Source organism: uncultured Streptococcus sp. (genome assembly GCF_963516575.1).
Classification (GTDB): Bacteria; Bacillota; Bacilli; order Lactobacillales; family Streptococcaceae; genus Streptococcus.
Genome location: NZ_CAUQCP010000012.1, coordinates 13,087 through 25,695 on the forward strand (window position 1 = coordinate 13,087; position 12,609 = coordinate 25,695).

15 protein-coding genes are annotated in these 12,609 nt (G+C 42.1%); 1 reads left to right on the forward strand and 14 read right to left on the reverse strand.

What is annotated here, in order from left to right; translation table 11 throughout:
* Positions 1–93: 93 nt before the first annotated feature.
* From RWM06_RS03240 to cdaA, 5 genes are all read right to left on the reverse strand, one after another.
* Positions 94–942, reverse strand: coding sequence for a DegV family protein (locus RWM06_RS03240; protein WP_313970106.1), 849 nt, complete (start codon positions 940–942; stop codon positions 94–96).
* Position 943: 1 nt separating this feature from the next.
* The gene (locus RWM06_RS03245) at positions 944–1,318 is read right to left on the reverse strand and encodes a DUF1149 family protein (RefSeq protein ID WP_020901717.1); all 375 of its coding nucleotides are present in this window, start codon (positions 1,316–1,318) and stop codon (positions 944–946) included.
* Between the two features lie 73 nt (positions 1,319–1,391).
* On the reverse strand, positions 1,392–2,744 hold the full coding sequence (glmM, locus tag RWM06_RS03250; RefSeq protein WP_313970107.1) for a phosphoglucosamine mutase: 1,353 nt from the start codon (positions 2,742–2,744) through the stop codon (positions 1,392–1,394).
* A gap of 24 nt (positions 2,745–2,768) precedes the next feature.
* On the reverse strand, positions 2,769–3,548 hold the full coding sequence (locus tag RWM06_RS03255; RefSeq protein ID WP_313970108.1) for a CdaR family protein: 780 nt from the start codon (positions 3,546–3,548) through the stop codon (positions 2,769–2,771).
* Positions 3,535–4,392 carry a diadenylate cyclase CdaA gene (cdaA, locus tag RWM06_RS03260; protein WP_313970127.1) on the reverse strand — a complete coding sequence of 286 codons (858 nt, stop codon included), beginning with the start codon at positions 4,390–4,392 and terminating at the stop codon, positions 3,535–3,537. The genes RWM06_RS03255 and cdaA overlap by 14 nt, the downstream gene beginning before the upstream one ends.
* Positions 4,393–4,529: 137 nt before the next feature.
* Between cdaA and RWM06_RS03265 the strand changes: the two genes are divergently transcribed.
* Complete coding sequence (locus tag RWM06_RS03265) at positions 4,530–5,498, forward strand: NAD(P)/FAD-dependent oxidoreductase (protein WP_313970109.1); 969 nt, start codon at positions 4,530–4,532, stop codon at positions 5,496–5,498.
* 603 nt (positions 5,499–6,101) lie between these two features.
* On the opposite strand, the gene whiA is transcribed toward RWM06_RS03265, so the two are convergent.
* The 9 genes from whiA to RWM06_RS03310 form a co-directional block, all read right to left on the reverse strand.
* The gene (whiA, locus tag RWM06_RS03270) at positions 6,102–7,013 is read right to left on the reverse strand and encodes a DNA-binding protein WhiA (protein WP_313970110.1); all 912 of its coding nucleotides are present in this window, start codon (positions 7,011–7,013) and stop codon (positions 6,102–6,104) included.
* Positions 7,010–7,987 (reverse strand): YvcK family protein, encoded by a 978-nt coding sequence (locus RWM06_RS03275; RefSeq protein WP_001231075.1) that lies wholly within the window; start codon positions 7,985–7,987, stop codon positions 7,010–7,012. Before RWM06_RS03275 ends, whiA begins: the two co-directional genes overlap by 4 nt.
* Positions 7,984–8,874 (reverse strand): RNase adapter RapZ, encoded by an 891-nt coding sequence (gene rapZ / locus RWM06_RS03280; protein WP_313970111.1) that lies wholly within the window; start codon positions 8,872–8,874, stop codon positions 7,984–7,986. Before rapZ ends, RWM06_RS03275 begins: the two co-directional genes overlap by 4 nt.
* A 51-nt stretch (positions 8,875–8,925) precedes the next feature.
* The gene (locus tag RWM06_RS03285; RefSeq protein WP_001062610.1) at positions 8,926–9,306 is read right to left on the reverse strand and encodes a RidA family protein; all 381 of its coding nucleotides are present in this window, start codon (positions 9,304–9,306) and stop codon (positions 8,926–8,928) included.
* 10 nt (positions 9,307–9,316) lie between these two features.
* Positions 9,317–9,904, reverse strand: a complete 588-nt coding sequence (yihA, locus tag RWM06_RS03290; RefSeq protein WP_020900580.1) for a ribosome biogenesis GTP-binding protein YihA/YsxC — start codon at positions 9,902–9,904, stop codon at positions 9,317–9,319.
* 8 nt (positions 9,905–9,912) lie between these two features.
* The gene (gene clpX, locus RWM06_RS03295; RefSeq protein ID WP_025169664.1) at positions 9,913–11,145 is read right to left on the reverse strand and encodes an ATP-dependent Clp protease ATP-binding subunit ClpX; all 1,233 of its coding nucleotides are present in this window, start codon (positions 11,143–11,145) and stop codon (positions 9,913–9,915) included.
* Positions 11,146–11,181: 36 nt separating this feature from the next.
* A complete protein-coding gene (locus tag RWM06_RS03300) occupies positions 11,182–11,352 on the reverse strand; it encodes a hypothetical protein (RefSeq protein WP_061642628.1) in 171 nt (56 codons plus the stop codon).
* Positions 11,352–11,858, reverse strand: a complete 507-nt coding sequence (locus RWM06_RS03305; protein WP_313970112.1) for a dihydrofolate reductase — start codon at positions 11,856–11,858, stop codon at positions 11,352–11,354. Before RWM06_RS03305 ends, RWM06_RS03300 begins: the two co-directional genes overlap by 1 nt.
* A 130-nt stretch (positions 11,859–11,988) precedes the next feature.
* Entirely contained in the window at positions 11,989–12,507 is a 519-nt protein-coding gene (locus tag RWM06_RS03310; protein ID WP_313970113.1) for a Dps family protein, read from the reverse strand.
* Between the last annotated feature and the right edge of the window lie 102 nt (positions 12,508–12,609).

The following is a 12,609-nucleotide window of genomic DNA, read 5'->3' on the forward strand; positions in this document are numbered from 1 at the left end:
TGAAAGGCAAGACAGACATCTTTTTTCAAGAGGCAGGTAGTCCGTGTTCAATTTTTAAGATACAAGGCATCTTAACTAGCCTAAAAGCACCAACTAAATCACTGGAATATAACCCAGAGCAATGCTTCCTGCTCCTAGGTGGGTTCCAATGACACTACCAAATGTAGCAAGCGAAATATCCGTACCCACTCCAGAATCTAGCAAGTGCTGACGCAATTCTTCAGCCTTTTCAGGAGCATTTCCGTGAATGACAATGACACGGTATTGGCCTGAAGCTGTGGCTTCCTTGATGATTTCAATTAAGCGCTTTGTGGCTTTCTTTTCAGTACGAACTTTTTCGTACACTTCAATCACACCTTGGTCGTTGAAATAAAGGATTGGTTTAATGCTTAGTAGATTACCCAAAATCGCAGCCCCATTTGAAAGGCGTCCACCTTTTACCAAATGATCCAGGTCATCTACCATGATAAAAGCTGACGTACGGCTAATTTGAATAGCTAGCTTATCCTGAATGATAGCAAAATCATCACCCTGGTCACGCCAATTAAAGACGCTTTCAACCATGATACCCAGAGGAGCACTTGTAATCAAAGTGTCTGGGAAAGCAATGGTTAAACCTTCATAGTCATCCACCATATACTGGATATTTTGGTAAAAACCTGAAATTCCAGAAGATAGGAAAAGCCCCAAGGCATGTGTATAGCCTTGTTCTTTGAGCGAAGTTAAAATTTCATCTAACTTGGCAATACTTGGTTGACTGGTCTTAGGCAATTCAGAAGCCTGAGCCATTTTTTGGTAAAATTCCTCAGCAGTTAGATTGATACCTTCGACATACTCCTCACCATCAATATTGACAGGAATATCCAAGACAAACAAATCTTCTCTTCGCAAGGTATCTATACTGAGATAGGCAGAGGAATCTGTGATAACAGCTAGTTTCATATTAGAACTCCAAATTGATTCCTGGTAAGTCTAATGCAATTTCAGTTACTTCGTAAGTCAAACGGTTGAGCATGTTCAAACATGGACGAGCCAAAGTTTCCACTTCTTCTTGGCTCAATTCACTTGGTTCGTTGACAATACGGCCATCGATATGATTTACCTGTGAAATGGTTCCACTGATGACAAATTTATCAAATACAATCATAAAACTCAAGACGACAATCAAAGAAGTCACTTGATTTTCTTGGTCATGTTGAATCAATTGGAAGTTCACATCTACCTTAGTTTCAGGAGCTCCATTTTCATTTTCCCATTCAAAATTACGCGCATCAAAATGATACTGACTAACAAATTCTTGTTCACGTTTAAGATTCATGTCTTTCTCCCTCGGCTACAATATTATAAGCTATTGTACCATAATTTTTTATTTTCATCTAGTTTTCTAGGATTTAGTCAATCCCGATTTCAGCTCGAACTACGTCTGCGATGGTATCAACATAGTAGTCAACTTCTTCTGTTGTAGGCGCTTCTGCCATAACACGCAAGAGGGGCTCTGTTCCACTTGGACGAACAAGGATACGGCCATTCCCTGCCATTTCTTCTTCCATCTTCTCGATGATGGCCTTGATAGCTGGCACTTCCATAGCCTTTTCCTTCATGGTATTTTCCACTCGGATATTGACTAATTTTTGTGGATAGATAGTTACTTCTGCTGACAACTCTGACAAGCTCTTACCAGTTTCCTTCATGATTTTAGTCAATTGGACGGCAGACAATTGACCATCACCTGTTGTATTGTAGTCCATCAAGATGACGTGACCAGACTGTTCACCACCAAGGTTGTAGCCTGATTTTCTCATTTCTTCAACAACGTAGCGGTCTCCAACTGCAGTGACTGCCTTGTTAATACCTTCACGATCCAAGGCCTTGTGGAAGCCAAGGTTGGACATCACAGTCGTCACGATTGTATTTTGAGCCAATTGTCCTTTTTCAGAAAGATATTTTCCGATGATGTACATAATCTTGTCACCATCAACGATCTCACCATTTTCATCAACAGCAATCAAGCGGTCACTGTCTCCGTCAAAGGCCAAACCGATAGCTGAACCGCTTTCTTTGACCACTTCTTGAAGGGTTTCTGGATGGGTTGAACCAACATTAAGGTTGATATTAAGACCATCTGGTGTTTCCCCGATAACCGTCAATTGAGCACCAAGGTCTGCAAAGATTTGACGGGCACTGGTAGAAGCGGCACCATTGGCTGTATCCAAGGTAACCTTCATTCCTTCAAGAGGAGTTCCAGTTGAAACAAGGTAGCTTTCATACTTACGCAAGCCTTCTGGATAATCTACCAAGGTTCCCAAGCCTTCAGCACTTGGACGAGGAAGAGTATCTTCCGCAGCGTCTAGCAAGGCTTCAATTTCTGCTTCTTTTTCGTCATCTAGTTTGAAGCCATCACCACCAAAGAACTTGATTCCATTATCAAGGGCTGGGTTGTGGCTAGCAGAGATCATGACACCTGCACTGGCTCCCTCAGTTCTTACCAAGTAAGCTACTGCTGGTGTTGCAAGGACACCAAGTTTGTACACGTGAATTCCTACTGAAAGGAGACCTGCCACCAAGGCAGATTCTAGCATTTCCCCAGAAATACGTGTGTCACGTCCTACAAAAACTTTCGGTGCTTCCGTTTCATGTTGGCTAAGAACATAGCCTCCAAAACGTCCTAGCTTAAAGGCCAATTCTGGCGTTAATTCTACGTTAGCTTCTCCACGGACTCCATCAGTCCCAAAATATTTACCCATTTTTATAAAATCCTTTTCCTATTTTTAATTCGTTTTTGAACTAGTTGCTTTCGTTGACGAAGATGTCTCCGACGAACTACTTGTAGTTGAATTTGATGTGCTTGAACTTGGTGTCACTGGTTTTGTAGTCACCTTCATTGTTGTGTCAAATGGAGTGATAACTGTCGGTAAGACAACACCATTGCGGTCGATTGCCTGCAAAGGTACTGAACCACTGTAATTACCTGTTATGCGTTCACTAGTTGGTAAAAGCGCAATAACTTTGTCAATCTTAGCTAATGTTTCTTGGTCAGTTGTGACAGAAACTCGTTCGTTTGACACGGTTACACTATCAATTTGTAGCTTGGAATCAATCTGACTTTGGTCAACTTGTGGCACAACAAGCATCCCATCTCGCTTAACCTTCCTCCCCACTTTCACTGTGATCTTTTGTGGCGTTGCCACAGCGGTCAATCCACTTGGAAGATTTTCAATGTTCAAAGGAACTTCAATCGTTCCAACACTGGCATCCGTCAAATCAGCAGTGACTTTAAACTTACGAGTACTTTCCTGCATTTCACTGGCCAAAGTCACACGATTGGCACCTGTCAGCACAACTGAAACTTCTGAAGCAAAACCACTAATAAAGTATTGACTATTATCATAATGAATGTCTATAGGAACATTTGCTACCGTATTGGTGTAGGTTTCCGATTTGACCTGCCTTACAGTATTATTATTTTGAAAATTGGTCGATGTTGCATAGATAAATAAGACACAAGCAAAAAAGAGAGATGAGATAATATATAAGCTATTTTTTCTCATTTTTCCAACCTCCTAGCAAACGGTCCCTGAAACTGACTTTTTCCTCAACGGCTGGCAAAAGAATTCTTCTTAGCTCTGCTTCAAATTCTTCAATCGTCAAGTCATGCTTAAAGACTCCGTTGTAGGTAATAGAAATACCACCTGTTTCCTCTGAGACGATAAAGGTCAAAGCATCCGACACTTCTGATAAACCGATAGCCGCCCGGTGTCTGGTTCCAAATTCCTTGGAAATTCCTGTCCTTTCTGTTAAGGGCAAATAGGCAGAAGTCACTGCGATTCGATTTTCTCTGATAATTACAGCACCATCATGTAGGGGAGTGTTGGGGATAAAGATATTGATGAGGAGTTCTGCCGAAATATTGGCATTCAAGTGAATCCCTGTCGCAATGTATTCTTGCAAGGTCCGAACTCGTTGAATGGCAACCAAAGCACCGATCTTACGAGGGCTCATATATTCAACCGACTTGACAAAGGAACGAATCATTTGCTCTTCTGCACTAATTTGAGTAGTAGAAAAGAAATCTGTCGCCCTTCCCAAACGTTCCAAACCAGTCCGAATCTCTGGAGAGAAGATAACAACCGCAGCAATAACCCCATAGGTGATAATCTGATTAATCAACCAAGAAATCGTTGTTAAACCAAGGATATTGGCCATAACCTGGGCTAATACGAAGACCACGACCCCACGCACCAAAATCATAATCTTGGTACCAGCTATCGCTTTTGTAAAACGATATAAAATATAGGCCACAATCAAAATATCAAACAGATTGATGGCAATACTCCAAGGACTAGAAAACAAGCTAGTCCAATATTGCAGGTTGGATAATTGTTGAAAGTTCATCTGCTGTCTCCTCTCTGTCCAAACACGTTCCTCTCTATTATACCATTTTTCTGGCATTTTTTCCCCTATCCTACTTCATTTTAAATTAAGGAAAAATATGATAAAATAAACTGACTAGAAAAAACAAAGGAGAAACCATGTCTCAACTCTATGATATCACCATTGTAGGTGGTGGTCCCGTCGGGCTTTTTGCAGCCTTCTATGCCCACCTACGCCAAGCTAACGTCCAAATCATCGACTCCCTTCCCCAACTAGGTGGACAACCTGCTATTCTCTATCCTGAAAAGGAAATCCTAGACGTACCAGGTTTCCCAAACCTAACTGGAGAAGAGTTGACTAATCGCTTGATTGAACAGCTAAATAGCTTTGATACCCCTATTCATCTCAATGAAACGGTTCTTGAGATTGAAAAACAAGAAGAAGGCTTTGTAATTACAACTTCTAAAGGAAGTCACCTGTCTAAAACAGTTATCATCGCTATGGGTGGCGGTGCCTTTAAACCACGTCCGCTGGAACTAGAAGGCGTTGAAGGCTATGAAAATATCCACTACCACGTTTCCAACATCCAGCAATATGCTGGTAAGAAAGTGACGATTCTTGGTGGGGGAGACTCAGCTGTGGATTGGGCTTTGGCTTTTGAAAAAATCGCACCAACTACCCTTGTTCACCGCAGAGATAATTTCCGTGCCTTGGAACACAGTGTCCAAGCTTTGCAAGAATCATCTGTAAGCATCAAGACACCATTCGTCCCTAGCCAACTCCTTGGAAATGGAAAAATGCTTGATAAACTCGAAATCACAAAAGTTAAATCTGATGAAACAGAAATGATTGACCTAGACCACCTCTTTGTCAACTATGGTTTCAAATCTTCTGTCGGTAACCTCAAAAACTGGGGTTTGGACCTCAACCGCCACAAGATTATCGTCAACAGCAAACAAGAATCCAGCCAAGCAGGTATCTACGCTATCGGTGACTGTTGCTACTATGACGGAAAAATTGATCTGATTGCGACAGGGCTTGGAGAAGCACCAACCGCTGTCAACAATGCCATCAACTACATTGACCCAGAGCAAAAAGTACAACCAAAACACTCTACTAGTTTATAAAAAAAGAACCACGAGTCACATAGGATTCGTGGTTTTATAGTTCATCTACAATCTTGTTAGCTCATATCTTTCCCTTTTTTAGCAAAAATAAAAATGCCTATCAAACTGATAAAACATGTGATATAATAAGAACGGCACTAACAATACGCCTTGGAAAAGGAGGTATTACAGATGCTAGAACTTCTCAAAATAATACTTATCGCAGTCATCGAGAGTATTATCTCATGGCTGGTGACTCGTTAGTTAGATGATCACTTCGACAAGTAATACTCTTCGAAAATCTCTTCAAACCACGTCAGCTTCGCCTTGCCGTACTCAAGTACAGCCTACGGCTAGCTTCCTAGTTTGCTCTTTGATTTTCATTGAGTATAACCTTCCTGGTTAGTGCTATCTAACCCAGAAAAAATCCCCTCGGTATTGCAGTACCGAGGGGATTTCTGTTAGCACTAAAATGCTAGAACTTCTCAATTCCCCCTTATTATCTCACATACTCTATTCAATTGTCAAGAAAGAGGTTAATATTTTGTAAACTAGGGACATCAGGCTGTTAGAAAAATGGAATCAACCAATCATACTGATAATTCAAGGGCTTGTTTTATATCTTTATAGTTCATCGGCTAATTTGTTTATCTTTCTGAGTCTGTGGTTGACACCACTTTTGGTCAGAGGGGCGCTAAGGCTATCTGCCAACTGCTGGATAGAGTAGTCTGGATGTTGAATCCGCAGCTGCGCCACTTCCTGCAAATCCACTGGCAGATTTTCTAAGCCCATGATATCTTTAATTTTGCTGATATTGTTGATAGCCTTCATGCTGGCAGAAACTGTCCGAGCTATATTCGCCGTCTCGGCATTATTGGCCCGATTGAGGTCATTACGAGTTTCCCGCAAAATCTTTACTCTCTCAAAATCATCACGCGCCTTCATGGCTCCGATTACTATAAGAAAGTCCATAATGTCTTCAGCACGCTGGAGATAGGTCACAGCTCCCTTCTTGCGCTCAAGCACCTTGGCATCCAGTAAAAACTGCTGAAGAAGAGAGGCAAGCCCTTGCGCATGGTCCAGATAAACAGAACTGATTTCCAACTGGTACTTACCCGATTCAGGATCACGAATGCTCCCATTTGCCAAGAAAGCACCACAGAGATAAGCACGACCCGATTCCTCATCCGATAAAATCGCCTCGTCAATACCTGTTTCCAGGCCAAAGAAAGAGTCTGCCAAGTGCAAATCACTCAACAAGTCCTGCACTTTTTCGTCTGTAAAAACGGTATAGACCCGATTCTTACGAAGATTACTTCTTTGGTGGTGTCGGATTTCCGATTTGATTTCATAAAAATGGAGAAAGGACTCATAGAGGTGACGAGCCAGCTTGGCATTTTCTGTCACGACAGACAAGGTCAAGCCCGAAGTCGAGAGACCGATGCTACCAGACATCTTGATAATGGCAGATAATTCATGCCGGCTCAGATGGTGCTGACTCAGGATTTCTTCTTTTACTGCTACTGTGAAACTCATTTTCTCACCTGTATAATCCGCATCAACTCGTCCACAATCAAATCCCCATCGTGGAAGGCACCCCCATTTTCCAGACGAAGGAAGTTGGATGAAATCACACGCGGAACTTGCTTACAAAGACCAGCAAAATCATGTTCCACCTGCACCAAGTATTCATCAAAACGGTTGGAATTCATGTATTCCTGAGGCACTTTTTCAATATTCACCAAGACAGTATCGATAAAAGGTCGGCCAAGGTGACGATGCAAGACTTCCACGTGATCACTATCTGTAAAGTGTTCTGTCTCCCCACGTTGGGTCATGATATTACAGACATAGGCGATTTCTGCCTTGGTTTCCAAAAGAGCCTGCCCGATTTCCTTAATCACGATATTAGGCAAAATCGAGGTAAAGAGGGAACCAGGTCCGAGGACAATCATGTCACTTTCAAGAATAGTCTGGACTACTCGACGGCTAGCCAGAGGCGTATCATCGTTGAGGGTATTGGTCACATAGACGTGGTCAATCATACCTGGATGGTCTGCGATATGACTCTCTCCAGCCACTTCTGTCCCATCCTGAAAGACTGCATGAAGGGTCAAGGGATGGTCACTGGAAGGATAAATCTTCCCAGTGGTATGGAAAAATTTGCTCAGCAACTGCATGGCATTATAAGTCGAACCCTGCATTTCTGACAGGCCAGCGATAATGAGATTTCCCAATGGATGGCCAGCAAAGGCTCCAGCATCTTCAGAAAAGCGATATTGAAAGACCTTCTCATAAAACTTAGGCATATCCGACATGGCCACGAGAACATTGCGAAGATCACCCGGCGGTGTCAACTGCTGCATATTTTTTCTGAGTTCACCTGAAGAACCACCATCATCTGCCACCGTTACAATAGCAGCGATTTCCACATCTTTTTCCCGCAGACTCTTAAGAATGACAGGGATCCCAGTCCCTCCACCAATCACCGTTATCTTTGGTTTTCTCATGAACGGTTTACCGTTTCCTTTCTTCGGTCTTTGTCGCGATGCCCTTCATTAACAGGCCAGTTCTTAGCTAGGTCCTCAGCGATGCGTTTGGCAAAGGCAACACTACGGTGCTGTCCACCTGTACATCCCACTGCAATGGTCAAAACGGACTTGCCTTCTTTTTTGTAACTTGGCAAGATCGGCTCAATCAAGGCGAGCAAGTGCTGATAGAAACTTTCCGATTCTGCATGGTTCATGACATAGTTGTAGACTGGCTCATCCATCCCCGTTTGGTTTCGTAGTTCTGGTTGGTAGTAGGGATTTGGTAAGAATCGGACATCAAAAACCAAGTCCGCATCAATCGGGATTCCATATTTAAAACCAAAAGACATGACTTCGATACGGAAAGACTGGGCTTGTTCTTGATCTGAAAACTGCTCTGCAATGGTTTTACGCAGCTCACGTGGAGTAAGTTCAGTCGTATCCACCACATTTTGACTCATATTTTTCAAAGGCGCCAAGAGCTCACGTTCCAGCTTGATTCCATCCAAAATCCGTCCATCTGCTGCTAATGGGTGACTTCGTCTGGTTTCCTTGTAACGCGCGACCAATTCCTTATCGGCTGCATCCAAAAAGAGAATTTTAAAATCCAGTTCTTCCTTGTTTTCCAACTCATCCAAAACAGCTTGAATCTCTGAGAAGAAAGAACGGCTACGCATATCCACTACCAAGGCCAACTTATGGTCGTCTTCCTTTGTTTCCACCAACTGCAAAAACTTAGGCAAGAGAGCTGGAGGCATATTATCAATAGTGAAATAACCTAGATCCTCAAAAGACTGAATGGCCACGGTTTTCCCTGCACCACTCATCCCTGTCACAATCACCAAGTGAAGTTGTTTCTTTGTCATCTTTTTCTCCTTATATCAAAAGAAGTTTGGCAGAACCAAACTTCAACTAGCTTATCCAATCTCTGCGATGACTTCAATTTCGACTTTTACATCACGAGGAAGACGAGCTACCTCCACAGCTGAACGAGCTGGAAATTCCTCTTTAAAGGCCGTTTGGTAAACCTCATTAAAAGGAACAAAGTCGTTCATATCGCTCAAGAAGCAAGTTGTTTTGACAACATGGTCAAAATCTGTTCCTGCTTCAGCCAAAATAGCACCAATATTTTTCAAGACTTGTTCTGTCTGTTCTTGGATAGTCTCTCCAACGATTTCCCCAGTTTCAGGAGATAGGGGAACTTGACCACTAGCAAACAAAAGGTTGCCTACGATTTTTCCTTGAACATATGGTCCAATAGCCTTTGGAGCTTTATCTGTATGAATTATTTTTGCCATTTTCTTTACCTCACAATTTTTCTAAGATTGCATCCCAAGCTTGGTCCATCCCTGCCTTGCTGACAGATGAAAAGAGAATGAAATCATCACTTGGGTCAAAATTTAATTTCTTCTTGATTGCTGATTCGTGCTTGTTCCATTTACCACGAGGAATCTTGTCCGCCTTGGTCGCAACGATGATAACCGGAATCTCGTAATACTTGAGAAATTCGTACATCTGGACATCATCTGCTGACGGGTCATGGCGGAGATCCACCAAACTGACTACTGCACGGAGATTTTCTCGAGTTGTCAGATACTCCTCAATCATGCGCCCCCACTTTTCACGTTCCTTTTTGGAAACACGGGCATAGCCATAACCAGGCACATCCACAAAACGCATCTTGTCATCGATATTAAAGAAGTTGAGAAGCTGGGTTTTCCCAGGTTTCCCTGAAGTTCTCGCTAGATTCTTGCGGTTCAGCATAGTGTTGATAAAACTAGACTTGCCAACATTTGAACGCCCTGCTAGGGCAATCTCTGGTAGTTCATCCTGCGGATAGTGGGATTTATTGGCCGCACTGAGCAAGATTTCAGCATTGTGTGTATTAAGTTCCATAATCACCTCTAGGCTGTCTCTAGGATTGGTTTATCCGTTCCATCGACAGCTTCTTTTGTGATGCGAACCAATTTCACATTTTCCTGACTCGGTACTTCAAACATAACATCTAGCATGGTTTCTTCGATAATCGAGCGAAGTCCTCGCGCCCCTGTCTTACGTTCGATAGCCTTATTGGCAATTTCTTGAAGGGCTTCATCATCAAATTCCAACTCGACATCATCATAAGATAACAAGGTTTGGTATTGTTTCACCAAAGCATTTCTTGGTTCTTTCAAGATGCGAACAAGGTCATCAACGGTCAATTGCTCAAGAGCTGCAAAGACAGGCAAGCGCCCAATCAACTCAGGAATAATCCCGAATTTTTGAATATCTTCTGCGATGATTTCTTGCATGTAAGAGCTATTTTCATCAATCGCCTTATTATTTTGACCAAATCCAATGACTTTTTCACCCAGACGTTGTTTGACAATTTCTTCAATGCCATCAAAGGCACCACCCACGATGAAGAGGATGTTCTTGGTATCCACTTGAATCATTTCTTGTTGTGGATGTTTGCGTCCACCTTGAGGTGGTACGCTGGCAACGGTTCCCTCGATAATCTTGAGAAGGGCTTGTTGCACCCCTTCACCAGAAACATCACGTGTAATTGACACATTCTCACTCTTCTTGGCAATCTTGTCAATTTCATCCACATAGATAATGCCACGCTCTGCACGTTCGATGTTAAAGTCAGCAGCCTGCAAGAGTTTGAGGAGGATATTTTCCACGTCCTCTCCCACATAACCAGCCTCAGTAAGAGCTGTCGCATCTGCGATGGCAAAAGGAACATTCAAGCTCTTGGCTAAGGTCTGAGCAAGGAAAGTTTTCCCTGAACCAGTTGGGCCAATCATTAAGATATTTGACTTCTGCAAATCCACATCCTCTGACTCTTCACGCGTATCGTGGAAATTGATGCGTTTATAGTGGTTATAAACTGCTACTGCCAAGGCACGTTTTGCACGATCTTGACCGATTACATAGTGATTCAATATGTGGAGGAGTTCGATTGGTTTTGGAACTTCTGACAAGTCTGCCAAGACTTCCTCAGCCAACTCCTCCCGAATGATTTCCTGGGCCAACTCCACACATTCATTACAGATAAAAGCGTTGTTCCCAGCGATTATTTTTTGTACTTCTTCTTGGCTTTTGCCACAAAATGAGCAATAAACCATCATATCATTATTCCTAGTTGTAGGCATGATTTCCTTCCGTTCTATTCTATACTATCATTCTATCTAAAATAAGGTCATGTAAAAAGCATGGATACTATTGACCAAATTGGTAAAGGCATTTAAGAAGAGCAGGACAGAAAGTCCATAGCGCTTTTTACGAAAAGCTTGTGCCCCTGCAAGTAGACAGACCAAACACAGCATGGCTGTGAAAAAACCAAATATACTACGTTCCATTAGACTTCCTTTCTCTTGCGGTATTGGATGGTAAAATCATAAGGATTTTTCTCATCTTTGGTATAAGATTTGCTTGAAACCGTCTCAAAAAGAGACAAGTCAAACTCCTCAGGAAAATAGGTATCTCCTTCTACCCGGGCATGAATTTGAGTCACAATCACTTCATCAAGGTAGGGTTCAAAAGCCTGAAAAATTTGCTTCCCACCGATAATATAGAGATTCTTATCTTGATCCTGATACCAGTCCAAGACAGACTGGACATCATGAAAGATAGTAACTCCGTCTAGATTTTCTTCCGAATTACGTGTCAAAATCAAGGTCTCCCGTTTTGGAAGCAGACGACGTCCCATTCCATCAAAGGTCACACGCCCCATCAAGATAGCATGATTCAGAGTTGTTTCTTTAAAATGTTGCAATTCTGCTGGTAAATGCCAAGGCAGACGATTGTCCTTACCAATCACACCATCTTCATCCTGGGCCCAAATAGCTACGATTTTCTTAGTCATGCTTCCATCCTTTTTACTGATAGTACTATTTTATCAAAAAACTCAAAAAAAGACTGGTTTGGAATAGCTTACAAAATAGAAAAAATCTGTAAGAAATTTCTTACAGATTTATATATGTTGCTATTATATCTTACAAACCAGGAGCTTGTCCAAGTTCTGCCGCAATCATCCAAACTGTTTTCTCAAGTTCAGCCTTAGCACCAACAAAGATATCATTTGTAACATCATCGCCTTCTTCGTCAGTCACATCCAAAGCTTTTTGGAAAAGAGTGATGAGGTAGCGATAAATAGCTAGAACACGTTCCAAGCTTTCTTCAACGTTACGGAATTCTCCTTCTTCTTCTTCGATTTCACTGTGTTGAAGGAATTCTGTCAAAGTTGAGTAAGGTTTGCCACCAAGGGTAATTAAACGTTCACTGATTTCATCCAATTGACCGTCAAGAGCATCCATGTACTCATCCATTTTTGGATGCCATACAAGGAAACCACGACCACGCATGTACCAGTGTACTTGATGCAAAGCAACGTGGGCTACGTACAAATCAGCAACAGCTTGGTTCAAGACTTCCTTTGTTTTTGCCAATGCTACTGGTGCTGCTTTTGTTAATGATGTTACGTCTTTTACTGCTTCTTTTTTCAATTCTACCATTGTTTTTACCTCATTCATTATTTTTTGTAACCACTTCTTAATGATTACTACCTTAGTATACTACTAAGAAAAACAAATAGCAAGCCAAAAGACTCACATGAG

Coding starts and splice junctions, on each gene's coding strand:
- RWM06_RS03265 (WP_313970109.1), top strand. CDS start 4,530: ATGTCTCAACTCTATGATATCACCATTGTAGGTGGTGGTCCCGTCGGG.
- RWM06_RS03310 (WP_313970113.1), bottom strand. CDS start 12,507: ATGGTAGAATTGAAAAAAGAAGCAGTAAAAGACGTAACATCATTAACA.
- RWM06_RS03240 (WP_313970106.1), bottom strand. CDS start 942: ATGAAACTAGCTGTTATCACAGATTCCTCTGCCTATCTCAGTATAGAT.
- RWM06_RS03255 (WP_313970108.1), bottom strand. CDS start 3,548: ATGAGAAAAAATAGCTTATATATTATCTCATCTCTCTTTTTTGCTTGT.
- cdaA (WP_313970127.1), bottom strand. CDS start 4,392: ATGAACTTTCAACAATTATCCAACCTGCAATATTGGACTAGCTTGTTT.
- whiA (WP_313970110.1), bottom strand. CDS start 7,013: ATGAGTTTCACAGTAGCAGTAAAAGAAGAAATCCTGAGTCAGCACCAT.
- RWM06_RS03305 (WP_313970112.1), bottom strand. CDS start 11,858: ATGACTAAGAAAATCGTAGCTATTTGGGCCCAGGATGAAGATGGTGTG.
- clpX (WP_025169664.1), bottom strand. CDS start 11,145: ATGCCTACAACTAGGAATAATGATATGATGGTTTATTGCTCATTTTGT.
- RWM06_RS03300 (WP_061642628.1), bottom strand. CDS start 11,352: ATGGAACGTAGTATATTTGGTTTTTTCACAGCCATGCTGTGTTTGGTC.
- RWM06_RS03245 (WP_020901717.1), bottom strand. CDS start 1,318: ATGAATCTTAAACGTGAACAAGAATTTGTTAGTCAGTATCATTTTGAT.
- yihA (WP_020900580.1), bottom strand. CDS start 9,904: ATGGAACTTAATACACACAATGCTGAAATCTTGCTCAGTGCGGCCAAT.
- RWM06_RS03285 (WP_001062610.1), bottom strand. CDS start 9,306: ATGGCAAAAATAATTCATACAGATAAAGCTCCAAAGGCTATTGGACCA.
- rapZ (WP_313970111.1), bottom strand. CDS start 8,874: ATGACAAAGAAACAACTTCACTTGGTGATTGTGACAGGGATGAGTGGT.
- RWM06_RS03275 (WP_001231075.1), bottom strand. CDS start 7,987: ATGAGAAAACCAAAGATAACGGTGATTGGTGGAGGGACTGGGATCCCT.
- glmM (WP_313970107.1), bottom strand. CDS start 2,744: ATGGGTAAATATTTTGGGACTGATGGAGTCCGTGGAGAAGCTAACGTA.